Origin of the sequence: Arthrobacter sp. 260, from assembly GCF_013116745.1 — a bacterium.
In the GTDB taxonomy this organism is placed as follows: Bacteria; Actinomycetota; Actinomycetes; order Actinomycetales; family Micrococcaceae; genus Arthrobacter_D.
This window is the reverse complement of sequence record NZ_JABFOE010000004.1, coordinates 220,331-239,278: the sequence shown is the minus strand read 5'-3', so window position 1 is coordinate 239,278 and position 18,948 is coordinate 220,331. Positions and strand designations below refer to the sequence as shown.

Sequence of the window (18,948 nt, the reverse complement as noted above, 5' to 3'; positions counted from 1 at the left end):
AAGCAGCCAGTTGTTGCAGCTGCAGGAAAGGTCGCCACCGGTGTCGAGCACGCTACTGCGGTTACTCGAGGAAGGGCTCCGCCCCGATTCGACCGCCCCCAAACATGTGCAGCTGCGGGAGATCCTGCGCGAGCTGATTACTGCCCATGCCGAGCCGGGAACTGCCATCCCCTCGGAGCGTGAACTGACCCAACATTTCGGGGTGGCACGCATGACTGTGCGCCACGCCATCGACGCCCTGGTAGCCGAAGAGGTACTGGAGCGGATTGTCGGCCTGGGCACCTTTGTCGCGCACACGAAGCTGGATCTGCAGATGAAGCTCACCTCGTACAGCGAGGAGATGCACCGTCGGGGTATGGTTCCCGATGCGCGGGTCCTCAGCTTCGAACAGATCGGGGCCACCCCGCTGATCGCCAGGGAACTCCAACTGGAGCAGGGGCACCCCGTCGTACGGTTCCGGCGCCAGCTACTCGCCGACGGCGAGCCGATGAGCGTCGATGAGAACTTCATCCCGGCGCATCGGGTGCCCGGGATCCTTGATGAGCCGGCTCCCACGTCGCTGTACAACGTGTTGAGTGAAAGGTTTGGCCTGGTCATGGAGTGGGGGGAGGACACCATCGAGGCAACTGCAGCCTCAGCCTCCATCGCGCGCCTGCTCAACGTCGACCTCGGTGCGCCGCTGCTCAAGATCCAGCGCCATGCGTATGTGGCCCGGTCGATGATTGACTACTCGGTGTCCTACTACCGCGCCGACCGCTACAAGCTGTGGGTGCCTCTTCAGCGCCCCGGTGTTCGTTCGCCCCGCGCCTACACCGCCAAGCGACTCAACAGCCCTTAGGGTGGCTCAGGTGGTCGCTCTTCCCACGAGGTAAACGAAAGGGCCCGACCCAGCTGGTGCTGGATCGGGCCCTTTCGTTGACATGTTACTTGGAGACGGCTGCCTTGTCGTGCTGTTCGGCAATTGCATCGTGGTGCCCATGCGAGTGGGCTGCCTCGAGTTCGGCGGGAGTTACCGGTGCAACCCGGTCCTCGAAGAAGAAGCGGGACAACCGGCCGCGAGCCTTTTCGGTCCGGGTGACGTGACCGTTGACGTCGGCTTCGGCAGGAAGCACGCTGTGGGACTCGTAGTTGACCAGGTTGTAGCGCTTGTATTCGTCAAGTGGTTCGTGAACCTCGATGAACTCGCCGTGGGGGAGCCGCACAATCCGACCGGTCTCCCGGCCGTGGAGGGCGATCTCCCGGTCCTTGCGCTGCAGGGCCAGCGCGATGCGCTGTGCAACCATGAACCCGATGATCGGTCCGACGAAGAACAACACCCGCAGCCAGTACGTGACGTCGTTGAGGGAGACGAAGAAGTGCGTGGCGATGAGGTCGGAGCTGGCCGCTGCCCACATGACGCAGTAGAACACGACACCGGAGACGCCGACCGCCGTGCGGAACGGTGCGTTACGCGGACGGTCCAGCAGGTGGTGCTCCCGCTTGTCCTTGGTGAGCCATGACTCGATCCATGGCCAGGCGAACATGAGGGTGAAGACAATTCCTGCAGGAACCAGCGCCGGGAGGAGCACGTTCAACGACAGGGTGTTGACGCCCCACGGCATCGGGATGTTCCACTCGAGCGGAATTCCTGCAATCCAGCCCGGCATCAGACGCAGTGCGCCGTCAACCCAGCCGATGTACCAGTCGGGCTGGGTTCCAGCGGACACGGGGGATGGGTCGTACGGTCCGTAGTTCCAGATCGGGTTGATCGTGAACGCTGCCGAGATGGCGGCGATGATGCCGAACACGATGAAGAAGAATCCGCCGGCCTTGGCGGCGTACACGGGGCCGACGGGGAAGCCGACCACGTTGTCGTTAGTGCGGCCTGGGCCGGGGAACTGGGTGTGCTTGTGGGTCACAACCATGAAGAGGTGGATCACGATCATCAGCAGGATGATCGCTGGAATCAGGAGAATATGCAGCACATACAGCCTCGGGATGACCACGGTGCCGGGGAACTCCCCACCGAAGAGGAAGAAGCTGATGTAGGTACCTACAACCGGTACCGCCTTGATCACGCCGTCGATGATGCGGAGGCCGTTACCGGAGAGCAGGTCATCGGGAAGGGAGTAGCCAGTGAACCCTGCAGCCATCGCCAGGATGAGCAGGACGCAGCCCACCACCCAGTTCAGTTCGCGGGGACGGCGGAAAGCGCCGGTGAAGAAGACCCGGAGCATGTGCACCGACACGGCGGCAACAAAGAGCAGTGCCGACCAGTGGTGGACCTGACGCATGAACAGGCCGCCGCGAACATCGAAGGAGATGTTCAGAGCGGTGGCGTACGCCTCGGACATCTCGACCCCGCGGAGTGGGATGTAGCTGCCCTCGTAGTGCGTCTCCGCCATCGACGGGTCGAAGAAGAAGGTCAAAAAGGTGCCGGAGAGGAGCAGGATGACGAATGAGTACAGCGCCACCTCACCGAACATGAAGGTCCAGTGGTCCGGGAAGATCTTCCGGCCGAACTCCTTGACGATCCCTGATCCACCGACGCGGGAGTCAACGTAGTTGGTGATCTTCCCAACGTTGGTCTTGGGCTGGTAGGTACTTTGCGTTGTCGTGCTGCTCATGTCAGCCACGCTCCCAGAAACTTGGTCCTACTGGTTCTTGAAAATCGCTGGTAGCGATGAGGTAGCCCTCGTCATCAACGGCGATGGGCAGCTGCGGTAGCGGTCGTGTTGCTGGTCCGAAGATGACCTTGCATTCCTGCGTGAGGTCGAAGGTGGACTGGTGGCACGGGCAGAGCAGGTGGTGGGTCTGCTGTTCGTACAGAGCAACAGGGCAACCCACGTGCGTGCAGATCTTGGAGTAGGCGACGATGCCCTGGTAACCCCAGTCCTCTCGCCCCGGGGAGGGGTTCAGGGAATCGGGGTTCAGGCGCATCAGCAAGACAACGGCCTTGGCCTTTTCCTCGAGGTAGTGCTCGGAATCCGAGAGTCCCTCGGGGATGACGTGGAACGCCGACCCGATGGTCACGTCGGAAGCCTTGATCGGAGTACCGCTGGGGTCCCGAGCAAGCCGCGTCCCGGCATCCCAGTAGGTGTGACGGAGTGCGTCACCGGGCAGGGGGCCCAGGTCGCGGAAGATGAAGACGGCGGGTAGCGGGGCCAGGAGCATCGCACCAAGCAGGGTATTGCGGATCAGCGGGCGCCGCTTGATGCCCGTCTCCTCAACGATGTCGTTGATGATCTTCTCGGCATCCGCGCGGTCTGCTTCGGTGCGGATCTCGTGGCGGTCCTCGGACACTTCGTGATCCGGCATCAGGGTCTTGGCCCAGTGGACGATGCCGACGCCGATGCCGAGCATCGCAAACGCGGTGCCGAGGCCCAGTGTGAGGTTCTGGAGGCGAAGGGTCTCGATGGTCTCGTCGAGGGGAATGAGGAAGTACCCGACGAAGAACAGCACGGTGCCGATGATCGACACCAGGAAGAGAATCGCTACCTGCCGTTCGGCACGCTTTTCAGCGCGGGGATCCCTGTCGGCCAGCCGAGGACGGTGCGGTGGCAGTCCAGGGTTCTGGAACTTCTGCACATCGCCCTGACCGGGCCTAGCTACGACGCCAGTACTCTCTGGACTGCCGTGACTATGATCGGCCATGATCCCTCGCATCCTTCTGGAAAAACACTGCTTGTGGTCTGTTGTTAAGTTTGTAGGTGTCGCCCGTGGGCGGCCTGTGGTGCGCCATCGTGGTCTAGGACGATCGCGCGGTGAGCCAGACGGTGAAGGCGATAATCACGCCGAGTCCCGCTACCCAGATAAAGAGGCCTTCGGAGACCGGGCCGAGCGAACCGAGGTCAGCTCCACCGGGGGACCCCTGCTCGTCGATGGTCTCAAGGAACGCGATCACGTCGCGCTTGTCCTCGGGGGTGATGTTGGCGTCGCTGAAGACCGGCATGTTCTGCGGTCCGGTGACCATTGCCTCATAGGTGTGCTTGGCCGTCGAGCCTGAGAGGGCGGGAGCGTACTTGCCCCGTGTCAGGGCGCCGCCGGCAGCGGCAGCGTTGTGGCACATGGCGCAATTGACGCGGAAGACCACGCCACCGTTGGCGGGATCGGCGTCGGAAGTGTCCAGCATGTCCTCGCCCGGGATGGCCGGGCCAGCGCCAAGCGATGCCACGTAAGCTGCCATCTGCATGGTCTGCTCGTCATCGAACTGAGGTGGCTTGACCTGGGCCTGAGGGCCCTGCATCTGCATCGGCATACGCCCGGTGCCTACCTGGAAGTCGACTGAAGCTGCGCCGACCCCTACCAGGGACGGTCCGTTCTCCGAACCGACTGCGCCCATCCCGTGACAGGTGGCGCAGTTCGCTACGAACAGCTTCTCGCCCTCGTCCACCTGATCAGCCGAGAAGGTCTGTGCCTTGGCTTCGTTGGTGCTGCTCGCCAGGGCGTAGACGCCGCCCGTGAAGAGTAATCCGATGAGCAACAAAGCTACCGCTGCCAGGGGATGACGTCGCCTTTGCGAAAGTGCCTTCACTTGCTGGTTCCTGCCTTCTGTCGTGCAATCACTGCCGGTACCGCTTGATGGAATTCTACACCTAGTAGAAGAGGGTTCAACTAAGGGTTACTTCAGGAAATAAATAATGATGAACAATGCAATCCAGACGACGTCGACAAAGTGCCAGTAATACGACACCACAATCGCCGAGGTGGCCTCAAAGTGGCCAAATCGTTTGGCGGCGAACCCTCGTCCGATGATGAACAGGAAGGCGATCAGCCCGCCGAGGACGTGGAGCCCGTGGAAACCGGTGGTGATGTAGAACGACGAGCCATACGCGTTGGAGGAGAGCGAGACACCCTCAGAGACCAGTACCGCGTACTCGTAGCCCTGCACTGCAACGAAAATGGAGCCCATGATGAACGTCAGGAGGAACCATTCGATCATGCCCCACCTCGCGGGGGAGAACACACTGCCGGTGCGGCGAGGCTGCAACCGTTCTGCGGCAAACACACCGAACTGGCAGGTCACCGAACTCAAGACGAGGATGATTGTGTTGATCAGGGCGAACGGAACGTTCAGCTTTTCGGTCTCCATTGCCCATAGCTCACTCGAGGTGGAGCGCAGGGTGAAGTACATGGCGAATAGTCCGGCGAAAAACATCAGCTCACTGGACAGCCAAACGACGGTTCCGACGGAAACCATGTTGGGGCGGTTCAGCGTGGGATGCGCCGTGGTACTGGGGGCTTGAGTCGCAGATGTCACAGAGCCATTATGTCTCTAAAAAGCACCAGTTCACCAATGCTGATGCCGTCCCGGCGCGTCCCCGTGGACGTTGGGGACGCGCCATCCCAGTAACGGCGCGGAAGATGCCAACAGATGACTTTCTACAATTCGTAGATAACCTTGAGGTGTGACGACGATTTCCAGCCCCGACAACGCTTCCCCGACCTGGCCTGTCCTGATCTCAGCCCTGATCCGGGGGGACGATTTATCCTCCGCCCAGACCCGCTGGGCGATGGACCAGATCATGGAGGGCGAGGCCAGCCACGCCCAGGTGGCGGGGTTCCTGGTGGGCCTGCGGAGCAAGGGGGAAACCGTCGGCGAGCTCGTCGGGTTGGTTGAAGCGATGCTCGCCCGCGCGCACCGTATCGAGGTCCCCGGCCCCACCCTCGATATTGTCGGTACCGGAGGGGATGGTCTAAACACCCTCAACATCTCCACCATGTCCTCCCTGGTGGCGGTAGGCGCGGGGGCGAAGGTGGTCAAGCATGGCAACCGGAGTGCTTCCTCATCCGCTGGCGCTGCCGACGTCATCGAGGCGCTGGGCGTCCGGCTGGACCTCTCAATCGCCGACGTCGCCCGCTCGGCCGAAGAAGCCGGGATCACGTTCTGTTTCGCCCAGGTGTTTCACCCGTCCATGCGTCACGTAGCGGTTCCGCGGCGTGAACTGGGGGTCCCCACCGCTTTCAACTTCCTGGGACCGCTCAGTAATCCCGCAGGCGTCGATGCGCAGGCCATGGGCTGCGCCAGCGAGCGGATGGCGCCCCTGATGGCTGGCGTGCTCGCTGCGCGGGGGACCCGCGCCCTGGTCTTCAGGGGAAGCGATGGCAGGGACAAGCTCACCACCAGCGGCTCGTCAACTGTGTGGGAGGTCAGGGACGGAACGGTCACCGAGCACACTGTCCACCCCGCCGACTTCGGGTTGCCGGTTGCCCCGGTCGAAGCGCTGCGTGGCGCTGACGGGGCCAGCAACGCTGCAGTGGTGCGGGCGCTGCTCGCGGGGGAGCGCGGGCCGGTACGGGACGCCGTCGTACTCAATGCAGCTGCCGGACTCGTAGCGTTCGCTACCGACCATGAGGCGCCCCTGGTGGAGAGGATCACGGCAGCGATGCGGCGTGCCGAGACGTCGATCGATTCCGGGGCGGCCCAGGCCGCGCTGGACAAGTGGGTGCGAGTGACCGCTGGCGCTGCCTAAGGCAGCTGGATCGCCTGCTCGATCACCGCTGCAACCTGCAGCGGGTCGGTGACCTGGTAGCTGTTGCCCTCCGTGTCCGCCGCTCCCAGGGAAATCCCGCCTCCGGGCGGACGGTGGGTTGCCTTCGCCGAGAGGTGGACCTCGGTGATGCCGACGCGGGACAGGGCCGGCAGGTCGTCCAGGGCCACGCCACCACCCGCCAGGATGGTCAGACCGCTCTGCGCAGCAACCATCGCCGCGAGCGTCTCAAGGCCCTGTGCCGCGGAGGGCGCGCCGCCGGAGGTGAGGACCCTGCTAAACCCTGCCGCGGAGATCGCGTCAAGGGCGTGGACGGGCGAAGGGGTGTGGTCGATTGCCCGGTGGAAGGTGTACTCGAGCGCGGGCGCCACCTGCCTCAGGGCCCCCAGCGCTTCGGCGTCGACGGTGTCGCCGGCGGTCAGGACCCCGACGACGACGCCCGCCACCCCCACGGCCGCGACCGCCTCGATATCCGCGGCCATCACGTCGAGCTCGGTGGGGGAGTAGGTGAACCCTCCAGGACGGGGGCGAATCAGCACGTGCAGCGGGAGTTCCGGGACCAGGGCCCTGATCCGGCGGATCAACCCGGCGGAGGGCGTCAGTCCTCCCAGCGGCAGCCCCACGCAGAGCTCGGCGCGCACTGCGCCGGCGTCGTGCGCGATGGCCGCGCCAGCGGCGTCCTGCACCGCGATCTCGACCCGCATCCTCAGCCTTCGAAGCCCAGCGAGAACGCAGTATCGAGATCGTGCTGAGAATAGGACCGGAAAGCGATCTGGGTGGTGGTGGACTCCACTCCTTCGATCTTGGACAGGCGGTCGGCGATGACGTCGGCCAGGTCCTCGTGCCTGCTGACCCGGGCAATCGCAATGAGGTCCCACTCACCGGTGACCGAATAGACCTCGCTGATGCCGTCGATCTCGGAAATTTCCTGGGCGCACTCGGGAATCCGGGAGGCGTCGGTTTGGATCAGGACGAAAGCGGTAATCATTGGAGGTCTCCCTGGCAGAGGTGGAACTGATGGGTGGTAGAGGCTTGCAGCTAACTTATCGCGAAGTAGCACGCCGCCGCAGGACCAGCGTCGCCACCGTGCGGGGGAGCAGCAGGACCACGCCCAGCACGACGACGGCGACCACGAGGAAACTCACCGCCATCCCTCCTCCGAACAGCGCCCGGAGTGCAAGGCCTCCCACGGCTGTGCCGAGCCAGACCAGCACCCCGGTGGGCCAGGGCGCGGCAGGCGAGCGCCAGGCCCTCAACACAACCCACGTGAGCAGGCAGGCAGCGAGGAAAGGCCCGGCGGTGCTGAGGATGCCCAGGATCGCCAGCCCGGATTCGTGGGTCGAGCGCCCGGTCGCCGCGAAGGCAACAACCAGGGCAAGATCGGCCAGCAGCCAGCCTGCGGCCCGCCCACCTGTTACCGCCGGGCGGGTGGTCGACGGCAGGTCTTGTGAGGGAGTCATCGACTTCAGCGCTCAGGAGGTGCTGTCGAGGATCAGCCGCGCGGTCTGGGCGGGCTGGTCCCAGTGGGGGAAGTGCCCGCTCGCGTCGAACCAGTGCAGCGATGCGTCGGGGAAGCGCTTCTGCGCCGTCGCCGCCTGGCTGGGGAGGGTGACGCGGTCCTGCCGACCCCATCCGATGACCACCCGGCCGGGAAGGGATCCGCTGGGTGCTCCCTGCTGCACCGGTCCCTCGATGAGGGAGCGTCGGGCCTCGTCGAGGCTGGGGGACGCGGAGTAGCCCTGCAATTCGGTCAGGACCAGCTCGGGGTCGAGCTTCCACGGGTGCGCCGAGAACTGCGCCAGGAGGGCGGTCCGACCGGCCGCTGACCTGGTCAGGAAAGGCAGCGCAGGCTGGATGGCCCGCACCAGGGCGACCGAGGCAGTGATACTGACACCGAACACCAGCCGCTGGCCACCGGTCCAGAATCCACCCGGGTCCAGCGCAATGGCAGTGCCCGGGTGCCCGCGCCGGGAGAGCTCGAGCACCATCCGTGCGCCCATCGAACTTCCGACCAGGTCTATGCCCTGAAAGCCCTCAGTCTCGATGAACTGACCAAGGGCGTCGGTAAGTGTTCCAATATTCGCCGGGCCCACCAAGGGGGCGGTCTGGCCAAACCCTGGGAGGTCGACGGCGATCACGTCACGCTCGGCGGTCAGCGCTGGCATGATCGGGTCCCAGGTGCGGAGGCTTGAGCCGAGTCCGTGCACCAGGAGGAGGGGTTTGCCACTGCCGTGTCGTTCGAAATGCATCAGGATCCTTCGCTTGGGAGTCCTCCAACTGTAGGCATTCATCAGTCGAATAGCTGAACCGGACCAGCTATTCCCCCCGCGCTGAAGTCGGCCTACGCTATGGAATATGTGCAGAAACATCCGACCTCTGTCCAATTTCGAGCCGTCTGCCACCGACGAGGAAATCCATGCTGCCGCCCTGCAATACGTTCGCAAGGTGAGCGGTTCCACCCGTCCCTCGAAGGCAAACCAGGAGGTGTTCGACACCGCCGTCGAGCGCATCGCCCACGTGACGGCGCACCTGCTCGACGATCTGGTAACCACGGCTCCTCCCAAGGACCGGGAGATTGAAGCTGAGAAGCACCGCGCGCGAACAGCTAAGCGGTTCGCGACCGCTTAGCTGTTCCTGGCCCCGGGCCGACACGGCCGGGGTCGGGCAGGCTCCCCGGGGTCTGCCATCAATGACCGCTGTCTAGCCTTCACCCCTCCAGCACTGTCAGGAGTTTGTGATGACCACTCGATTGAATCCCTACCTCAATTTCAATGGCAACGCCCGGGAGGCAATGACCTTCTACCACTCGGTCTTCTCCGGGGAGCTCTCACTGAGCACTTTCGGTGAAAACCAGATGAGCCAGGACCCATCCGACGCCGAAAAGATCATGCACGGGCAGCTCGAAACTGATGGCGGCCTCCTGTTGATGGGCGCCGATATTCCCAACGGTATGTCCTACACGGAGGGCGACAACTTTTCGGTGTCACTAAGCGGCGAAGACGAGGAGGAACTGCGCGGCTATTGGGAGAAGCTCTCGGGTTCAGGCACCGTCACCGTGCCGCTGGAGCGGGCACCCTGGGGCGACAGCTTCGGTATGTGCAAGGACCAGTTCGGGGTCGACTGGCTGGTCAACATCAGCGGAGCCTGAGCTCGCACGCAGGTAGCGCCAGAGTGGGGTGTACATGGGATTCGCCGTTGGCGCCGACTCCTATGACCGCTTCATGGGACAGTATTCGGTGCCGTTGGCCCGGGAGTTCGTCAGTCTTGCCGGAGTCCACCACGGCCAGCGGGTGCTGGACGTCGGGTGTGGCCCCGGAGCGTTGACCGCTCAACTCGCGTCACTGGTGGGCCCGGAGCAGGTCGCGGGGGTCGATCCGTCGGCCCCGTTTGTCGATGCTGCCCGGGTACGGCTACCCGGCGTTGACATTCGTAGGGGCACCGCCGAGGACCTGCCTTTCCGGGACGGTTCCTTCGACGTCGCCCTCGCGCAACTGGTGGTTCATTTCATGGCAGACCCTGTTGCAGGCCTGCGGGAAATGTCGCGGGTCACCCGCAGCGGTGGGATCGTTGCAGCCTGCGTGTGGGACCACGCCGGCGCGAAAGGTCCACTCGCCACGTTCTGGGAGGCGGTCCAATCGATCGACGATCGGGCGCCGACCGAAGCGGACCTCGCTGGCACGGCCAAGGGGCAGTTGGCCGCCCTGTTCGATGCTGCCGGACTGGGAGAAATCGAGCAGGGCAGTATGACAGTGCGGGTGGAGTTCGAGTCGTTCGCTGCCTGGTGGGAGCCCTATACCCTCGGTGTCGGGCCGGCGGGAGACTATGTCAGGCGCCTGGACGTGCTAGGCCGTGAAGAGTTGCGGCATGCCTGCGCCGGGTTGCTTCCGGCCGCCCCGTTCGGGATCGATGCGACGGCGTGGACGGTCAGGGCGCGCCCCGGGTGACCCTGTTGGGCCGGGATGGACAGTCTGCTCGCAGCACTGGGTAATTCCAGTTCTTTGGTCAGCTCAGGACGTCCTGTCGACGGCGGCGAGAAGCACTGTGCCGAGATCCGCGGGACGGGTGAACTGGGGCCAGTGTCCGGTGGGCAGGTCGACGTAGTCGACATCCTGGACACGGGCCAGTTCGGCGACGAACGGATCCCCGGCAGCCATCCATCGTTTGAGCTGCTCCGAGGTGAATTCGCAGCAGATCACGGTCGTGGGAACAGTGAGGCGGCGTTCGTCGTGCAGTACCTGGCGGTCGGTGGCGACGCCCTTCGGCTGCGGGATGGCACGGGCGATGAACGCTGCGCGCAGTCCATCGTCCAGATCGATGAGGTCATCCTCCTCGAAGACCTTCCAGGCGGGGAGCGGAATGTCGTCGCCGTCGGATGGCAGTTCGTCGTTGATGTTTCCGCCGTCACCGAGGGGACCGCTGTCAACGTAAATCGCCCGCAGCACCCTATCGGGGCGCTGATCGAGCGCGCCGTAGATGATGGCTCCGCCGCCGGAATGACCCACCAGTACCACCGGCCCGCCGACGTCATCGATTGCCTTCACCACCGCGTCGATGTGCTGGCGAAGTCCGACCCCGGACCGGGGTGCGTCCTTCGCCTCAAGCCCGGGCAGGGTAAGGGGATGAACCTGGTGTCCAGCCGCCACGAGCGGCGGAGTCACCTCATCCCACGACGATGCATCCAGCCAGAATCCGGGTACCAGAATGATGTCCATGCCCGGACCCTAGTCCGAACCGGCGCTTATCGGCAAGCAGCTGCCACTGCCCGAGCAGGCGGGCGGCGGTTGGCGCCCATCACGTGCAGGTCACCGGTTCAGGCAGGTACACACGCAGGCTTTGTTGCCCTCAGGATCGGCCAGGACGACGAAGGCGGGCGCCTGTTCGTCGTCGACCACGCGTCCACCCGCAGCAACGGCAGCGGCGATGCGCTGCTCGGCCACGTCGTGGGGGACCCACAGATCAACGTGGAAGCGCTGCCGTGGAGTGTCGTGCGGGTCGGTGGACTGGAACCAGAGGACCGGCATCCGGCCATTGGGGTCAACGATGTCGTCACCCTCCTGCGCGTCAGCGTTGCCCGTGAGGAGGGCCGCCCAGAAGGGTCCCACGGCGGCGAGGTTGGCGGTATCCAGGGAGAGCTCCAGTCCACCCAACGCTTCGGGACTAGGTGGCAAGCCCATCTCCCGCGCAATGTCGCTGACCGCCCGCGCCAGGTCCACATCACGCTGAGTCACCCCGCCGACGTCGTGGCTGATCAGGGAAAGGTCGACATACGACGTGGTCAGGGTGATGGACGGGTGGTGGTTTTTCGCTGCAGCGGCTTCAGCGATGGCGGCAACAATGGCGGCACCGGTGGCGTAGTCGGGAATGCCAAATCTGGCATGGATAGCCTAGGCCAGTTTCCGCAAGTCGGCGAGGTCTGCTTCGAGGAGCTGGTCGATGGTGAGTGAGTCCGTGCCACCAGTATGTCGGCGGGTGGCCTGCTCGGGAAGGACCGGGGGCGAGGCAGCCAAGGGTGGGTGTTAGCGGTCCACAGCGATCCCAGGCTGGTCGGCCGGGGGAGTGGCGCCGGTACCGTCGACTACTGGCGACTGGTCCCTCAGGAAGAAGGCGCCCAGGGAGCCAGCCAGGGTGGCGAACACTGCTACCGAGTAGATGGCGAGCAGCACCTGGAGGATCCGGGCAAAGTGGTCGGTGGGGGTGATTCCGGTTCCGGTGATGGTGGCCATCGAGGCCTCGAAGAGGGCCTCGGTGTAGGACTCGTGGGACCCCGTGGCGTAGAGCAGTTGACTGGCAGCGAGGATGACGACGGCGGTCACGGCCGCGAGCCACCCAATCCTGCTGGAAAGCAGCCTGCCGGCCGAGCGCGACCCCCTGATGCCAGCTGAAAGGATGCCGCCGAACCGGGCAAACCGGGCGACCCTGATCAACCGGAACGCCTGCAGGGCCCGAAAGAATCGCAGGAAAGGAACCAGCAGGAAGATCAGCTGCCACCAGTTCTTTCGCCAGAACGCGCCGCTGAAACTGCCGATATAGGCGCGCAACAGGAACTCGCCTACGAAGATTGCCCAGAAGACCCAGCCGACAACGCCGAAGGCGAGGACCAGGGTCGGGTCTTCCGCCAGAACCTGGCCCAGCACGATGAACAAAAAGATGATGCCGAGAATCCCCATCGGTTTGTCGAGCCTGCGCGCGAATTCCTCAGCAGAGCGCAGCCGGTCGGTCAGCTGCGGCGGCGATTTGGGGCCAGCCGGAGCCGTCACGGGGTGCCGTTCGTGGGCAGGGGACTGTCGCTCCAGTTCTCTACCCCGGACAGCGCGGATCCGCCCCCCAGAGCGCTGCGCGGAATGACGCTGAGGGTGCCGTTGGTTTCCAGAACCACTGCTGCGATGTCCGATACTGCGCCGGAACCGGTACTGCGAATCGCCTGCAGCACCTCGGATTCGGTCAGACGGTTCCGTCGGAGCTGGCTGCCTTGGAGCTCCCCGTCAATGACCAGGGCAACCGGCCTCGCAGTAACGAGTGAGCGGACCCATGGCCACCGTGCCGAAAGCCAGGCGACAATGAACTGGAGGGATGCGAGCAACGCCAGGGCGGTGAATCCCTGGGCAAAGGTGACATCGGCGCTGAGCAGGATTGTCGCCAGGGTGGATCCGAGGGCCACCGTGACGATGAAATCGAAGGCGTTGAGCTGGCCGAGCGTGCGTTTGCCCGAGGCCCGCAACACCAGGACCAGTGCGGCGTAGGACACCGATCCGATGATCAGCACACGGACAACCTGTTCCCACGATTCAAACCACCGAAATCTTTCCACACCGGCTGGATCCGGCGGTTCGGGCTCATCGGGCCAGGGCTAGCGAACTGCTGTAGTCTCGCCGACGTCACGCTGGCGAGTGCTCCCTTGACTTCTCTGCTGACCGTCGTCAGTCTTGTCGACAACAGGAGGGGCATCTGTCAGCTCCTGGCCAATGGAGGATACCGATGATCCGTGCCAGGTCGCTGATGCGCTCCGCGACTTCCGGAGACGGGGTCACCCGCCTTGAGCTATTCTTCGATCTGGTCTTTGTCCTCGCGTTGTGGCAGCTATCGCATCATTTGCTGGAGCATCCTTCCTGGGTGGGGGCAGGCGAGACATTTGTGCTTCTGCTTGCGGTCTACAAGGTGTGGGTGTACACGACCTGGTCCGCGACGTTACTGGACACTTCGCGGCTTGAGGTGCAATGGATGCTCCTGGTCGTCATGCTTGTCACGCTGTTTATGAACGCCTCAATCGGATCAGCGTTTGGCGCGTTCGGCTGGCTCTTTGCTGGGAGCTATCTCCTGGTCCAGCTGGGCCGGGGTGTCTGGATGCTCACTGCCGGACTTGACCGAACCACTCACAGCCATTTCGTGCGCACTCTGATCTGGGGGTGGATGAGCACGCCGTTTTGGATTGCCGGCGTCTTCTTCGGTCCGGAGCTGCGTTTGATGTTCTGGGGTTTAGCTGCCGCAATCGATCTTGGCGGCCATATGCTTGCGCACCGGTTGCCTGGGCGAAAGACCGAAGGAAGCAGTGTTCCGCTGCCGGGGGAGAGGATCTTCGAGCGGTTCGGGTTGTTCTACCTGATCGCGCTCGGCGAGACGATCCTTTCAACCGGCCTGGCAATTGCAGGCAACCTGCAGGATCCCTTCATATTTCTGACGGGGACCATAAGTTTGGCCGGAAGCGTCGCTATTTGGTGGTGCTATTTTCATGGCCTCGAACAGGACATTCTGGACAGGCTCAAGTCCGTCGATGATCAATTCCGGCCCGGTATTTTGGCTGGTAACACCTTGGTCTTGTTATTGGCAGGCTTGATCCTGGTGGCGGTGGGTGATCAGCTTGTAATCAACGATCCGGCAATCCGACCCGATCTATCAACTGTTCTTCTTCTCTATAGTGGGCCGGCCCTTTTCCTTGCCGCCCGGGGCTTTCTCATCCGACAGGTACTGAACCGACGCACCCCATCTGATCTCGCAGGAATCGGAGCCCTGGTGCTGCTGGCAACGGTGAGCTTCCTCCTTCCCGCCTTCATTGCCGCGATGGGGGCGGTTCTTCCTCTCATCGGCGTGGCAGTTTCCGACGCCGTGGACCGCCGACGCCGAACGCACCAGGCAGTCCGCTGATCACCTGGTCGACGCCCAGGCGCTGACCCGAATCCAGCTTTGCCAGTTGCGAAGTGGTCTGCCAAACAACGAAAACCGGCTCCTGAAATTCGTGGGGGACAGTCGAGTCGCTTGGCAGCGGAGTAGGGAATCCATTCATTAGTTGACATAATGTAGATTATCGGCGCTTTATCAAACGCGGCGGAAGGGGCAGGACGGGCTTGTTAGGATCCGCTGACGATGGCCAGTTCGTTACCCTCGGGATCGGCCACGCGCCAGCGCCCAGCAGATTCCTCAAGGAGCCTGCCACCCGCGGCGAGGCACGCAGCGAGTCGCGGTTGAACGGCATCCGACGGCACGACAAGCTCAACATGGATTCGGTTCCGCTGGCGGCGTCGATCAGCGTCCGTCGCGTCAAGTTCCTGAAACACCAGAACCGGATTCAGACGCAAAGGATCGACAATGTCGCTGACCCCGTCCCGCGGGTCCGCGACGTATCCGAGCGCGGCGATCCAGAATGCCTGCACCAGAGGTAGATCGGCGGCGTCGAGGAACAGTTGGGCAAAGCGTGGCAGCGCCGGATCAGCAGTTGCCCCGAGCCGGCGTGCGGCGCCCTGGAGTTTCACGGCGAGGTCAGTGAAGTCCACGCCGTCGGGGTTGTCTTCCCACTGGTCCTTGCCGCTGTCCAGGATCACCAGCCCGGGTCGCAGGTCGATCACCAGGGGAAAGCCTGCGGCGTCGGCCAGCGACGCTGCTGCAGCGGCCAGGTCGCGCTGCTGTGGTGGTGAGGTGGTCCGGTAGCACGCCATAGCGCTGAACACCGCTAGCCAGTCGGCGGTCCCACTCCCCTCACCCAGCGCTCCGCCGGGTACCAGATCAACCTCGTTGCCGTCGGGATCGGCGTAACAGACCCCGTACGGTCCTGAGGCTTCGCCGAGACCGGCCTGTCCGACCGCTTCGGCAGGCCGTACGACGTCGAGGTGGATGCGGTTTCTCAGGGGCCGGACCTCGGCCGTGGACTGGATCCGCAGTGCCGGATCGCGCTTTAGCGGATCAGCCAGACCGCCGTCCGCTGCGGGCACGTAGGCGAACGCACGCTGCCAGAAGGTCCGGAGCGCCGGCGGGTTCGTTGATTCAAACACGACATTCACGTGCTGCAGCCCTGCAGTGTTCGCGGCCAACCCGAGGTCACGCGCCGCGGCCGACACCGCCCCGGTGTGGTCTGCCGAATCCGCGCGGACCCGCACGCCTGTCGCGCGGACGTCCACCACTTGACCGGGTGAGAGCTCCATGATGCGCCCCGCCAGCGCTGCACCCTCGCTCAGCGATGGCGCGTCGAACCATGCCGTTAAGGCGCCGTCGACCGCACGCCAATCCGTCCCGATCCCAGTCATACCCGGCACTGTACATCCCATTCCCTGCAATCTCCAGAGACGAATGTTTCGTTGGAAGTCGTCCGGATCGAGGGTGTTCTTGATCGGCCAATCATTGTGCGATTAGATCACCATAGTCCTTTTCGGGTATCGCTCCCCGGGACTGAACAACCATCCAGAGCGGCTGAGAGACCTGGCTCGTTGAAGCCGCAGCAACCACCCTTTGGGGCCGGTGCTACTGCCAGGACCGATGGAGATAGCCTTATCCCCCGTTGGTTCCGCCCCCTCGTTTTGGGGTCCGATCCTTCAGCGTGCGCGGATAGGGAAGCTCGATCATGACTGAGAGGATCGGCATGACTTCCCGCCCCAACAGAACCCCACCACGACGTGTCCCAGCGCGTCACTCGCTCCGTCTGACAGCACTGCTGGGGATCGCAGCGCTGGCCCTGGCTGGCTGCGGTTCAGCCGCTGGCCCAGCTACCGGGCAGAACCCTGTGGCCGGCGAACCCGTTGAGGGAGGAACCCTGGTCTACGCCGAGGTGACGCCGATCAACAACTGGCAGACCCAGGCCGCCCGGTTCTATGAGAAATCAAATGTGCTCAACAGCGTGCTGGACCGCCTGACCTATTTCGATGCAGGTACATCCGAACTGGTCCCCTGGATCGCGTCCGAATTCTCCAGCAGCGACGACGCCACCGAGTTCACCTTCACCATTCGACCCGGTGTCACGTTCAGCGACGGCAGCCCGCTCGACGCCGAAGCCGTCAAGCTGAACTTCGATGCCCTCGGTCTGGGCATCGAAGCAGCCCAAATCCAGCCAAACGTGGACTTCGCGGGTTACGAGAAGGCCGAGGTGATCGGCGAAGACCAGGTCCGGGTGACCCTGACCTCTCCCAACGCCAACTTCCTGCGCGCCACCTCATCGGTCACTGCCGGGCTGGTCTCCCCCGCAACACTGAAGTTGGACGCCGCCGGGCAATCAGCCATCGCCGAGATCTCCGGATCGGGACCATTCACCTTCGAATCGGAGCAGCCCGATGAGGAAGTGGTCCTGGCGAAGCGTCCCGACTACGCCTGGGCTCCGGAATCGGCTGAGAACCAGGGGGACCCCTACCTGGACAAGGTGGTCATCAAGTATCTGCCGGAGGTCGCCCACCGGGCGGGCGCGATCCAATCGGGGCAGGTGGATCTGGCACGTGGCCTCCAGCCCCTGGACGAGGGGACCATCGCGGCATCAGGGAACCAGGTCCTCCCCGCGCAGGGGGTGGACCTGACCGTGAATATGGCGGCGGTCCGGATCGGGAGCGGGAAGCTCGACGACGTGAACGTCCGCCGCGCCCTGCAGATCGGCATCGACCGGCAGTCCCTCAAGGAGACAGTCCTGTCCGACAGCTATGATCTCGCTGCGTCGGTGCTGAACCGCCAGGCACCAGGCTTCACCGACCTGTCCGCTGAACTTGAATACCAGCCTGACAAGGCCAGGCAACTGCTCGACGACGCCGGATGGACAGTCGGGGCGGACGGCATTCGGGAGAAGGACGGCGTGGCGTTGGAAGTCACCGTCACCAGCTCCAACAATTCGGTGGTCATCAAACCCGCGTTCGAGCTGATCGAGCAGCAGTGGCGGGAGATCGGTGTGAAGCTGATCAACCGGGCCGGCGACAACACCTTCCTGGCGACAGCGATGCCGGACCCCTCGGTCGAGTTTTTCGGCACCCGCCAGTTCATCTACGGCGGCCTCGGCCCCATCTTCGAGCCAGCCAATAACACCATGACCCATACCAGCGACGACGAACTCAATGAGATTTTCGCCGCCGAACGCGCCGCCACGCCCGGTCCGGAGCGTGATGAACTATTAGCCGCGGAGCAACACGCACTGGTCGTGGATAAGGCCTACTCCCTGGTGTTGTGGGACGAGGTCCAGGTCTACGGCGCGCACCGGGATACCCGGGTGGAGTTCACCTCGGGGACGGCACCTGTCTTCCAGGGCGCCTGGAAGACAGGTGGGTAGCACCGGTGGCCCGCTATCTCGCGCACCGGGTGGGCCAGGCGATCCTGGTGGTGTGGCTCGCCTACACCCTGGTTTTCCTCGCGGTTCAACTGCTGCCCAGCGATCCAGTGACCATCTTCCTGACTGCAGATTCTGCGGTGGACCAGGCAGCAATCGACACGATGAAGAGCCAATACGGCTATGACCAGCCGTTGTTGGTGCAGTACCTGAACCAACTCGTGGGTGTGCTGTCGGGCAATTTCGGCTACTCCCTGGCATCGGGACAATCGGTGCTGGACCGGATCAGCGGTGTGGCCGGGTCGACGGTTGCCTTGGCTGGCTCGGCCTTCATCGTCGCCGGCCTGATGGCCGTCATCGTCGTTGCCGCCGCCACCCTGACCCGGTCGGCGATTCTCCGCCGGGTCCTGGTGAACCTGCCACCCCTGCTCGCTGCCGTACCGGTGTTCTGGCTCGGCCTGGTGCTGCTGGATCTGCTCTCGATCCGCTGGGGAGTGATGTCGCTGTTCCCCGATGGATCCGTGCTGTCCCTGGCCATACCGGTATTGGTCCTTGCGGCGGTTGTCTCGGCGCCCCTGGCCCAGGTGCTGCTCAAGAGCATGAACCAGGTCTACGACCAGCCGTTTATCGATGTCCTGCGCGCAAAGGGTGCGTCACGGTCCTGGATATTTTTCCGCCATGCCCTGAAGAACGCGGCCGGCCCCGCACTGACGGTCATGGGCATCACCGTCGGAACGCTCTTCGCCGGATCCGTGATCACTGAGACTGTCTTTGCGCGATCCGGTCTGGGCTCGGTGGTCCTGACGGCTGTCACTACCCAGGACGTGCCACTGGTGCAGGGGCTGGTCCTCCTGACGGCTTCGGTTTTCGTTGTCGTCAATCTGGTAGTCGACCTGCTGTATCCGCTGCTCGATCCCCGCATCCTCAAAAGCAATGGGCAGGGTGCCCCACGGGCCCTGACCGCCTGATGATCTACCT

Annotated in this window: 22 protein-coding genes and 1 riboswitch; of the genes, 8 read left to right on the top strand and 14 right to left on the bottom strand. The window is 63.9% G+C overall.

The window, feature by feature from the left end; genetic code table 11:
* The first annotated feature begins 55 nt into the window (after nt 1-55).
* On the top strand, nt 56-838 hold the full coding sequence (locus HMI57_RS07075; protein ID WP_171585259.1) for a GntR family transcriptional regulator: 783 nt from the start codon (nt 56-58) through the stop codon (nt 836-838).
* An 85-nt stretch (nt 839-923) separates the two neighbouring features.
* On the opposite strand, the gene HMI57_RS07070 is transcribed toward HMI57_RS07075, so the two are convergent.
* From HMI57_RS07070 to HMI57_RS07055, 4 genes are all read right to left on the bottom strand, one after another.
* On the bottom strand, nt 924-2,606 hold the full coding sequence (locus HMI57_RS07070) for a ubiquinol-cytochrome c reductase cytochrome b subunit (RefSeq protein ID WP_171585233.1): 1,683 nt from the start codon (nt 2,604-2,606) through the stop codon (nt 924-926).
* Between the two features lies 1 nt (nt 2,607).
* Complete coding sequence (locus HMI57_RS07065; protein WP_171585232.1) at nt 2,608-3,633, bottom strand: Rieske 2Fe-2S domain-containing protein; 1,026 nt, start codon at nt 3,631-3,633, stop codon at nt 2,608-2,610.
* Nucleotides 3,634-3,727: 94 nt separating this feature from the next.
* Complete coding sequence (locus tag HMI57_RS07060; protein WP_171585231.1) at nt 3,728-4,513, bottom strand: cytochrome c; 786 nt, start codon at nt 4,511-4,513, stop codon at nt 3,728-3,730.
* Between the two features lie 87 nt (nt 4,514-4,600).
* On the bottom strand, nt 4,601-5,239 hold the full coding sequence (locus tag HMI57_RS07055; RefSeq protein WP_171585230.1) for a heme-copper oxidase subunit III: 639 nt from the start codon (nt 5,237-5,239) through the stop codon (nt 4,601-4,603).
* A 148-nt stretch (nt 5,240-5,387) separates the two neighbouring features.
* On the opposite strand from HMI57_RS07055, the gene trpD reads away from it, so the two are divergent.
* Nucleotides 5,388-6,452: an anthranilate phosphoribosyltransferase gene (trpD, locus tag HMI57_RS07050; protein WP_171585229.1), complete on the top strand. Its 1,065-nt coding sequence runs from the start codon at nt 5,388-5,390 to the stop codon at nt 6,450-6,452.
* Here the strand turns inward: trpD and HMI57_RS07045 are convergent.
* From HMI57_RS07045 to HMI57_RS07030, 4 genes are read right to left on the bottom strand one after another with little or no spacing between them, the layout of a single operon-like run.
* Complete coding sequence (locus tag HMI57_RS07045) at nt 6,449-7,174, bottom strand: copper homeostasis protein CutC (RefSeq protein WP_171585228.1); 726 nt, start codon at nt 7,172-7,174, stop codon at nt 6,449-6,451. The genes trpD and HMI57_RS07045 overlap by 4 nt on opposite strands.
* Before the next feature lie 2 nt (nt 7,175-7,176).
* A complete protein-coding gene (locus HMI57_RS07040) occupies nt 7,177-7,458 on the bottom strand; it encodes an Lrp/AsnC ligand binding domain-containing protein (RefSeq protein ID WP_171585227.1) in 282 nt (93 codons plus the stop codon).
* Between the two features lie 55 nt (nt 7,459-7,513).
* Nucleotides 7,514-7,930 (bottom strand): DUF3054 domain-containing protein, encoded by a 417-nt coding sequence (locus HMI57_RS07035; RefSeq protein WP_171585226.1) that lies wholly within the window; start codon nt 7,928-7,930, stop codon nt 7,514-7,516.
* Nucleotides 7,931-7,942: 12 nt separating this feature from the next.
* Nucleotides 7,943-8,719 (bottom strand): alpha/beta fold hydrolase, encoded by a 777-nt coding sequence (locus tag HMI57_RS07030; protein ID WP_171585225.1) that lies wholly within the window; start codon nt 8,717-8,719, stop codon nt 7,943-7,945.
* A gap of 106 nt (nt 8,720-8,825) precedes the next feature.
* Between HMI57_RS07030 and HMI57_RS07025 the strand changes: the two genes are divergently transcribed.
* The 3 genes from HMI57_RS07025 to HMI57_RS07015 all read left to right on the top strand — a co-directional run bounded on the left by HMI57_RS07025 (nt 8,826) and on the right by HMI57_RS07015 (nt 10,414).
* Entirely contained in the window at nt 8,826-9,098 is a 273-nt protein-coding gene (locus HMI57_RS07025; protein WP_171585224.1) for a DUF2277 domain-containing protein, read from the top strand.
* 109 nt (nt 9,099-9,207) lie between these two features.
* Nucleotides 9,208-9,618: a VOC family protein gene (locus HMI57_RS07020; protein ID WP_171585223.1), complete on the top strand. Its 411-nt coding sequence runs from the start codon at nt 9,208-9,210 to the stop codon at nt 9,616-9,618.
* Nucleotides 9,619-9,652: 34 nt separating this feature from the next.
* Nucleotides 9,653-10,414: a class I SAM-dependent methyltransferase gene (locus HMI57_RS07015; RefSeq protein WP_171585222.1), complete on the top strand. Its 762-nt coding sequence runs from the start codon at nt 9,653-9,655 to the stop codon at nt 10,412-10,414.
* A gap of 63 nt (nt 10,415-10,477) precedes the next feature.
* Here the strand turns inward: HMI57_RS07015 and HMI57_RS07010 are convergent, their stop codons facing one another.
* The 5 genes from HMI57_RS07010 to HMI57_RS06995 all read right to left on the bottom strand — a co-directional run bounded on the left by HMI57_RS07010 (nt 10,478) and on the right by HMI57_RS06995 (nt 13,233).
* Nucleotides 10,478-11,182 (bottom strand): alpha/beta hydrolase, encoded by a 705-nt coding sequence (locus tag HMI57_RS07010; RefSeq protein ID WP_171585221.1) that lies wholly within the window; start codon nt 11,180-11,182, stop codon nt 10,478-10,480.
* A gap of 90 nt (nt 11,183-11,272) precedes the next feature.
* Complete coding sequence (locus HMI57_RS19515; RefSeq protein ID WP_346655153.1) at nt 11,273-11,851, bottom strand: VOC family protein; 579 nt, start codon at nt 11,849-11,851, stop codon at nt 11,273-11,275.
* A gap of 3 nt (nt 11,852-11,854) precedes the next feature.
* Nucleotides 11,855-11,977, bottom strand: coding sequence for a hypothetical protein (locus tag HMI57_RS19355; protein ID WP_267313535.1), 123 nt, complete (start codon nt 11,975-11,977; stop codon nt 11,855-11,857).
* A 9-nt stretch (nt 11,978-11,986) separates the two neighbouring features.
* Nucleotides 11,987-12,727 (bottom strand): hypothetical protein, encoded by a 741-nt coding sequence (locus HMI57_RS07000; protein WP_346655149.1) that lies wholly within the window; start codon nt 12,725-12,727, stop codon nt 11,987-11,989.
* Entirely contained in the window at nt 12,724-13,233 is a 510-nt protein-coding gene (locus HMI57_RS06995; RefSeq protein ID WP_346655148.1) for a YetF domain-containing protein, read from the bottom strand. The genes HMI57_RS07000 and HMI57_RS06995 overlap by 4 nt, the downstream gene beginning before the upstream one ends.
* Nucleotides 13,234-13,445: 212 nt before the next feature.
* Between HMI57_RS06995 and HMI57_RS06990 the strand changes: the two genes are divergently transcribed.
* Nucleotides 13,446-14,609 carry a low temperature requirement protein A gene (locus HMI57_RS06990; protein ID WP_171585219.1) on the top strand — a complete coding sequence of 388 codons (1,164 nt, stop codon included), beginning with the start codon at nt 13,446-13,448 and terminating at the stop codon, nt 14,607-14,609.
* Nucleotides 14,610-14,812: 203 nt separating this feature from the next.
* Here the strand turns inward: HMI57_RS06990 and HMI57_RS06985 are convergent, their stop codons facing one another.
* Nucleotides 14,813-15,982, bottom strand: a complete 1,170-nt coding sequence (locus tag HMI57_RS06985) for a VOC family protein (RefSeq protein WP_171585218.1) — start codon at nt 15,980-15,982, stop codon at nt 14,813-14,815.
* Nucleotides 15,983-16,129: 147 nt separating this feature from the next.
* Nucleotides 16,130-16,218, top strand: a riboswitch (SAM riboswitch).
* A gap of 78 nt (nt 16,219-16,296) precedes the next feature.
* On the opposite strand from HMI57_RS06985, the gene HMI57_RS06980 reads away from it, so the two are divergent.
* Nucleotides 16,297-17,973 (top strand): ABC transporter substrate-binding protein, encoded by a 1,677-nt coding sequence (locus HMI57_RS06980; RefSeq protein WP_228720968.1) that lies wholly within the window; start codon nt 16,297-16,299, stop codon nt 17,971-17,973.
* A 5-nt stretch (nt 17,974-17,978) separates the two neighbouring features.
* A complete protein-coding gene (locus HMI57_RS06975) occupies nt 17,979-18,938 on the top strand; it encodes an ABC transporter permease subunit (protein ID WP_171585217.1) in 960 nt (319 codons plus the stop codon).
* Nucleotides 18,939-18,948: the final 10 nt, after the last annotated feature.

Bases quoted from the DNA above. Each gene is read 5' to 3' on its own strand.
- HMI57_RS06985 (WP_171585218.1), bottom strand. From the start codon at position 15,982: ATGACTGGGATCGGGACGGATTGGCGTGCGGTCGACGGCGCCTTAACG.
- HMI57_RS07035 (WP_171585226.1), bottom strand. From the start codon at position 7,930: ATGACTCCCTCACAAGACCTGCCGTCGACCACCCGCCCGGCGGTAACA.
- HMI57_RS07040 (WP_171585227.1), bottom strand. From the start codon at position 7,458: ATGATTACCGCTTTCGTCCTGATCCAAACCGACGCCTCCCGGATTCCC.
- HMI57_RS07015 (WP_171585222.1), top strand. From the start codon at position 9,653: ATGGGATTCGCCGTTGGCGCCGACTCCTATGACCGCTTCATGGGACAG.
- HMI57_RS07010 (WP_171585221.1), bottom strand. From the start codon at position 11,182: ATGGACATCATTCTGGTACCCGGATTCTGGCTGGATGCATCGTCGTGG.
- HMI57_RS07025 (WP_171585224.1), top strand. From the start codon at position 8,826: ATGTGCAGAAACATCCGACCTCTGTCCAATTTCGAGCCGTCTGCCACC.
- HMI57_RS06990 (WP_171585219.1), top strand. From the start codon at position 13,446: ATGATCCGTGCCAGGTCGCTGATGCGCTCCGCGACTTCCGGAGACGGG.
- HMI57_RS07020 (WP_171585223.1), top strand. From the start codon at position 9,208: ATGACCACTCGATTGAATCCCTACCTCAATTTCAATGGCAACGCCCGG.
- HMI57_RS06980 (WP_228720968.1), top strand. From the start codon at position 16,297: ATGACTGAGAGGATCGGCATGACTTCCCGCCCCAACAGAACCCCACCA.
- HMI57_RS07070 (WP_171585233.1), bottom strand. From the start codon at position 2,606: ATGAGCAGCACGACAACGCAAAGTACCTACCAGCCCAAGACCAACGTT.
- HMI57_RS07045 (WP_171585228.1), bottom strand. From the start codon at position 7,174: ATGCGGGTCGAGATCGCGGTGCAGGACGCCGCTGGCGCGGCCATCGCG.
- HMI57_RS07065 (WP_171585232.1), bottom strand. From the start codon at position 3,633: ATGGCCGATCATAGTCACGGCAGTCCAGAGAGTACTGGCGTCGTAGCT.
- HMI57_RS07030 (WP_171585225.1), bottom strand. From the start codon at position 8,719: ATGCATTTCGAACGACACGGCAGTGGCAAACCCCTCCTCCTGGTGCAC.